Raw genomic sequence first — 4,889 nt, forward strand, 5'->3', positions numbered from 1 at the left:
CAGCGACGAGCATCGACCTCAGATATGTCCCCACCCATGAACAGCCCAACGAGCAAACCCAACAGCAGTCACGGTAAGCACCGTTGCAGTACTAGCCCACGACCTGGTCACTGGCCGGCCGGGCCAGCCCCTGCCGAGTTGCGGAACATCAGCAAGCGGGCAGGTTGACCGGACGGTCCACGGCATACACCGTCACTGGGCTGCCCTGCAGACGGTCCTCTCGACGCGGCGCGAACCCCAGGCGCTCGGCCACCCTCACTGACGCCTCGTTGCCCGGCCGCATGAGAGCCGTGAAGTAGTCGTCGTCAAGCGTGGCAAACCCCCAGTTCAGACACGCTTGAGCAGCCTCGGTCGCATACCCGTACCCCCAGTGATCCGCTCGAAGGGTCCACCCCAGCTCCACCTCGTTGAACTGCTCCCAGTACTGCAGACCGCTTCGACCGATGAGCTCCCCGCTCGACTTCACCTCGATCGCGCACAGGCCATGGCCTCGCTCAGCCCACTGCCGCTCGATCGCAGTGAGGCGTTCCAGCGCTTGTTGACGCGAGAAAGACCCGACGAAGCGGTTGACCTGCGGGTCGTCATGGAGCTCGACGAAGAAATCAACGTCAGACACATGCAGAGGTCGTAGAAGCAGTCGTTCGGTCTCGATCATGCGTCCGAGCATAAATCTCGCCGCCAACCGAGCCCCGGGTAGTCAATGCAACGTCACCCAGCGTTGCACGCACCACAAGAAGTGGACCAGAGCCCAAGAAACACCGCCCTAAACGGTCAGCGGCAGGTCGTGGACTGCTCCCCGCGTCCACGGAGATGGTCCCGACGGCGACGCCGAGAAGCTCGACGAGATCTGCTGCTCCCCGCGTCTGCGGGGAGGACGCCGCGGCGACCGCGGTGCCGAACGTGGACTCCGGCTGACCCCCTCACCTGCGGGGAGGACCGGTGTCAGCCCTTGAGCGCGGCCTCCAGCGCCTTCGCCTGGTCGGGCGTCAGCAGATGGGACGCCCGGATCAGGACGGTTCCGCGCACCACGTAGTCGTACTCCAGGGCGAGCGGCAGGGCCTTGATGATGCCCGCGAGGTAGCCGGCTCGGGCGGCTGCGTCGGCTTCGGTGGCGAAGACCTCGATGCTGCCGCCGCGGATGATGGCGTCGGCGTCCTGGCCGTCGACGTCGACGGCCTTGATGCGCGAGTCGGAGAACGCGGTCTTCGACGTGTACTGGCTGGGGCGCCCGAGGAGGTGATTCGGGTCGTCTTCGGCGGTGTAGGCCTTGACGATCTTGATGCTGGGGATGGCGGTGGTGAGCTTGGCCAGCGCGGTCGAGGCGTCAAGGGCGGCGGCCAGCTTCGGGGCTTCGGTGGTAGGCGCTGCCGCCGGGGTGGTAGCGGGCTGGGTACCTGCGGCCGCGGTGGTGGCCGGCGGCGCGGCGGTGGCGGGCTTGTCGCTGCTGCTGGAGCAGGCGGCGGTCGCTGCGAGAAGGGTGGCGGCGGCGAGGGTGAGGGCGGTGCGGCGCATGGGGTCCCCTGGTCTGGCTGGCGTGGTGAGGGGACCGTATCGGCGGGGCCGACAGCATGCGCACGATGTGACGGAGCTGTGACCAAAGAGGAAGCGCGGGCTCCCCACCTTGCTACGCTGAGGGCCCTCCACGCATGCGGAATCGCCCTAAGGTCGAGGCCCAGAACGGCCAGCCCTCGCACGAGGGACACCCTGCCCAGCGGCATGACGTACCCGAGTCGGCCGTGGCCTACGCTGCGGCCTGCTCCGCGAGCGCCGTCTTTGCCACGTCGAGCGACGCCTGCCAGGTCTGCATGTAGCAGGGCTCGGCGGCGGCGGTGCGGGCCTGCTCCCAGATGGGGTGCGCGCGCAGGGCGAGCACCGCTTGGACGTACGTGTCCCGCGCGGCGTCAACGTCGCCACCCTACTCGCGAGCCTCGGTCATCCCGCGGTCGGCCAGCACCACGGCAATGTGCAGCGGCAGCAGCTCAGCCGGGAGGGGCAGCGACTTGGGCATGCCGCCATCGTAGGCCAGGCTGCCGATGGGGCAGCTCAGTGGACGGTATGCGAGAGCCGGTGCGGGCCAAGGTAGTAGGAGAGCGCGGCATGCGACGGCCCGTCCGGGACCTCGCCGCCGACGAGCAGCTTGATCACCGCGGCCTCGGACACCCACTCCACCCGGGTCGCCTCGGAGATGTCGGTCGGCTCGCCGATCCGCGTGCAGCCGGTGACGTGGTACGAGCGGAAATGGGCGTCCGAGATGCCGGCCATGGCGTCGTACTCGGTCATCAGCTCGACCTGTCCGGGACGCCAGCCGGTCTCCTCTTCAACCTCGCGGGCGATGGCTGCGGCCGGCGCCTCGCCGGGGTCGGCCCAGCCTGCGGGGACCTCCCAACCCCAGCGGCCGGTGATGAACCGGTGGCGGTAGATCAGCAGGAACCGCCCCTGGTCGTCCGTGACGACGGCGGTGGTGGAGGCTCGGGGCATGCGGACGACGTGGTGGTCGAGTCGACCGACACCGGGCACCTCGACGTCGGCGAGCCACAGTTCCACCCATGGCGATCCGTAGACCTGCCGCTGGCCGTAGACCTGCCACTCCGAGTCCGCCACCGGGCCCTCCTCATGCGCGTGCGAGCTGGTATCCCGACTCTCTCACGCGTGCGGTCGGCTCTCGTACGGGCCTCTCGGTGGCCCGGGGAGTCAGGGACTGCTGGAGGGCGCGGGCTCGGAGGAGGAGGGGCTGGACGACAGTGGCGCCGGCGAGGTCGAGATGATGGGCGGCCTGATCGAGCGCGGTCAGCGCCGCCTCGCGGCCGCCACCTGCTGCGAGAGCCCGGGCGAGATTGGCAGCGACCCACGCTCGGCGCCGCGGTGCGGCCGCCTCGGCATGGCCCACAGCCTGCTGGAGAAGGTCGGCGGCGGTGTCACGGCGGCCTGCGGTCTATTCGACGATGGACTGCATGGTCAGGAGCCAGGCAGTCAGGTCGTCGGCCTCTCCCTCGCCGGCGGCGACAGCGCCGAGATGGAAGTGTGCCTCCTCGGTTACTGTCCCACCAGGAGAAGGAGGAGGCCATGGCACTCGTCAGAAGGGGTTCGCGGAGCATCAGCGTCGACGGCGTCACCTACCGATGGACGGTCCGCAGGCGGGCGACCTACGCGCGCGGCCTGGCCTGGCGGCCGTTGGCCTACGCGGCGAACAGGACGAGACACCAGGCACCACGCTGGTGGTCACCACGAACCGGCCCCACCCAAGCAACTGGCTCGGCGTCCCTGCACGCGCCGTCCTGCCAGCAGAGGTGGCTACAGCAATCCGGACGGCCCGAGCCGGGGGCTGGACACCGGAGAAGCCCGGGCCGCCCTTCCAGCTCGACCAATCCGAGGGATTCACGCCTGTCGGTTGACCCGCAACCGGGTGAGCTGCATCACAGAAGATCCGTGGGAATGCAACACGCGCAGGTTCCGACGTCGCGAACACGGCGTCGGGAAATGACCTGCTCAATCACCACACCGTTCATGCGCACACGAGCTCTGCGGACACGAGCAGGCGTTGCGCGATGTCCCTGCTCCAGGCCGGTGTCGACACCACGGTGATCGCGCTCTGGCTCGGACACGCTGGCGTCCGCTCCACCGACGCCCACGTCCAAGCTGACATGACCATCAAGGAGACGGCGCTCTCCCTGACTGCACCGGTCACCGCCCGCCCCGGCCGCTACCAGTCCACCGACAAGGTCCTCGCGTTCCTCGACCGCCTGTGAGTCGTGAGCGGAGCGGGGGTGACAGTCCGCCTCGATAACCTGCGGCGGTGGCTGATGATTCGTTGAAGTTCCTGATCGATGCCGATCACGGGCAGTTCTATGTCCAATGCCTTGAGCCCTACGACGCGTGGATGGCCGAGCACGCGACGGACCCGGACCTGCCGCCGGCTGGCTGGACCGACGAGGCGGTACACGTTCACCGCATCGGGGTGGAACCGCACTCGATCTCCGTCGGCACCGCGCGGGATGACATGGTCGAATCGCTGATCACCATCCACACGTCCGTGCCAATGATCGAGTCGGCGGCTGAACACATCGTGGAGGTGGACCTGGCCGCCCCGACCGGCAGACTCGCCCTGTCCAGCCCGGGAGTCCACCCGGAGGACGGACCGAGCACGACCGTTCCCGCTGGGCTGTTGCGAGCCCGGATCTCGTACATCCCGTCTGACCCACCGGCCGCCGACACCAACGGCGGACCCGGCGATCACTTCCTCTATCGAATCGACCTCTGGCCCGCCGACCAGCCCTGCGGGCTCGTCGTCCTCAAGCAGGGCCCGAATCCCTGGGCAGGATAGATCCTCCCGCCATCGACTATGCCGAGCAGAACAGCCGCCGCACAGCCCACGAGCAGGCTTGCTGACAACCTTCTCGGCATAGCCGCGGTCTCGGCATAGGTCGATCACGATCAGCGGGTAGCGGGTATCGGCCGAGCTTGACCAGTTCGTCCTGGAGCCGGCCGCTGTGGTGGGCGGCGGCGAGCCGGCCGACCTATTGGGCGGCTGTGGTGAACGCGATGCGGTGTCCGGCCTGGCAGGCCCGGACCGCGAGCCCGGTGGCGAGGTGGGCCATGCCGGTCCCGGGCGGGCCGAGGAACACGACGTTCTCCTTGCCCGCGATGAAGTCCAGTGTTCCCAGGCGGGAGAGTTGTTGGCGCGTCAGGCCGCGCAGATGGGTGACGTCCAGCGCCTCGATCGTTTTGATCGCGGGGAAGCGCCCCTCAGAGTTCACCGTTCGGTGGTGAGTCGCAGCTGTGCGCTTTCGCTGGTCACGGCTAGTGCCGCATCAGGCAACGTTGGCCCTGGCGACGACCTCGCGTAGCCGTTCGTCGGCGGCGTGCTTGTTCCGCCAGATGATGTAGCGGCG

The 4,889-nt window shown here is 68.6% G+C and carries 7 protein-coding genes and 1 pseudogene; 2 read left to right on the forward strand and 6 right to left on the reverse strand.

Annotated elements, in window-relative coordinates:
* Positions 1-148 precede the first annotated feature (148 nt).
* The 4 genes from ACFVYI_RS42175 to ACFVYI_RS42190 all read right to left on the reverse strand — a co-directional run bounded on the left by ACFVYI_RS42175 (position 149) and on the right by ACFVYI_RS42190 (position 2,601).
* Positions 149-655 (reverse strand): GNAT family N-acetyltransferase, encoded by a 507-nt coding sequence (locus ACFVYI_RS42175; protein ID WP_387895392.1) that lies wholly within the window; start codon positions 653-655, stop codon positions 149-151.
* Positions 656-942: 287 nt separating this feature from the next.
* Positions 943-1,512, reverse strand: a complete 570-nt coding sequence (locus ACFVYI_RS42180) for a hypothetical protein (RefSeq protein ID WP_387895395.1) — start codon at positions 1,510-1,512, stop codon at positions 943-945.
* 229 nt (positions 1,513-1,741) lie between these two features.
* The gene (locus ACFVYI_RS42185; RefSeq protein WP_387895397.1) at positions 1,742-1,873 is read right to left on the reverse strand and encodes a hypothetical protein; all 132 of its coding nucleotides are present in this window, start codon (positions 1,871-1,873) and stop codon (positions 1,742-1,744) included.
* Positions 1,874-2,043: 170 nt separating this feature from the next.
* On the reverse strand, positions 2,044-2,601 hold the full coding sequence (locus ACFVYI_RS42190) for an NUDIX hydrolase (protein ID WP_387895400.1): 558 nt from the start codon (positions 2,599-2,601) through the stop codon (positions 2,044-2,046).
* A gap of 944 nt (positions 2,602-3,545) precedes the next feature.
* Here ACFVYI_RS42190 and ACFVYI_RS42195 point away from each other — a divergent pair.
* Together ACFVYI_RS42195 and ACFVYI_RS42200 are read left to right on the forward strand one after the other, a co-directional pair.
* Complete coding sequence (locus ACFVYI_RS42195; RefSeq protein ID WP_387895403.1) at positions 3,546-3,746, forward strand: hypothetical protein; 201 nt, start codon at positions 3,546-3,548, stop codon at positions 3,744-3,746.
* A 47-nt stretch (positions 3,747-3,793) separates the two neighbouring features.
* On the forward strand, positions 3,794-4,321 hold the full coding sequence (locus ACFVYI_RS42200; protein WP_387895405.1) for a hypothetical protein: 528 nt from the start codon (positions 3,794-3,796) through the stop codon (positions 4,319-4,321).
* Positions 4,322-4,514: 193 nt separating this feature from the next.
* Here the strand turns inward: ACFVYI_RS42200 and ACFVYI_RS42205 are convergent, their stop codons facing one another.
* Together ACFVYI_RS42205 and ACFVYI_RS42210 are read right to left on the reverse strand one after the other, a co-directional pair.
* The gene (locus ACFVYI_RS42205) at positions 4,515-4,754 is read right to left on the reverse strand and encodes an ATP-binding protein (protein ID WP_387895408.1); all 240 of its coding nucleotides are present in this window, start codon (positions 4,752-4,754) and stop codon (positions 4,515-4,517) included.
* 54 nt (positions 4,755-4,808) lie between these two features.
* Positions 4,809-4,889, reverse strand: a pseudogene (locus tag ACFVYI_RS42210) (transposase); the annotation flags it as partial.

Origin of the sequence: Kitasatospora sp. NPDC058218, from assembly GCF_042882445.1 — a bacterium.
Classification (GTDB): domain Bacteria; phylum Actinomycetota; class Actinomycetes; order Streptomycetales; family Streptomycetaceae; genus Kitasatospora.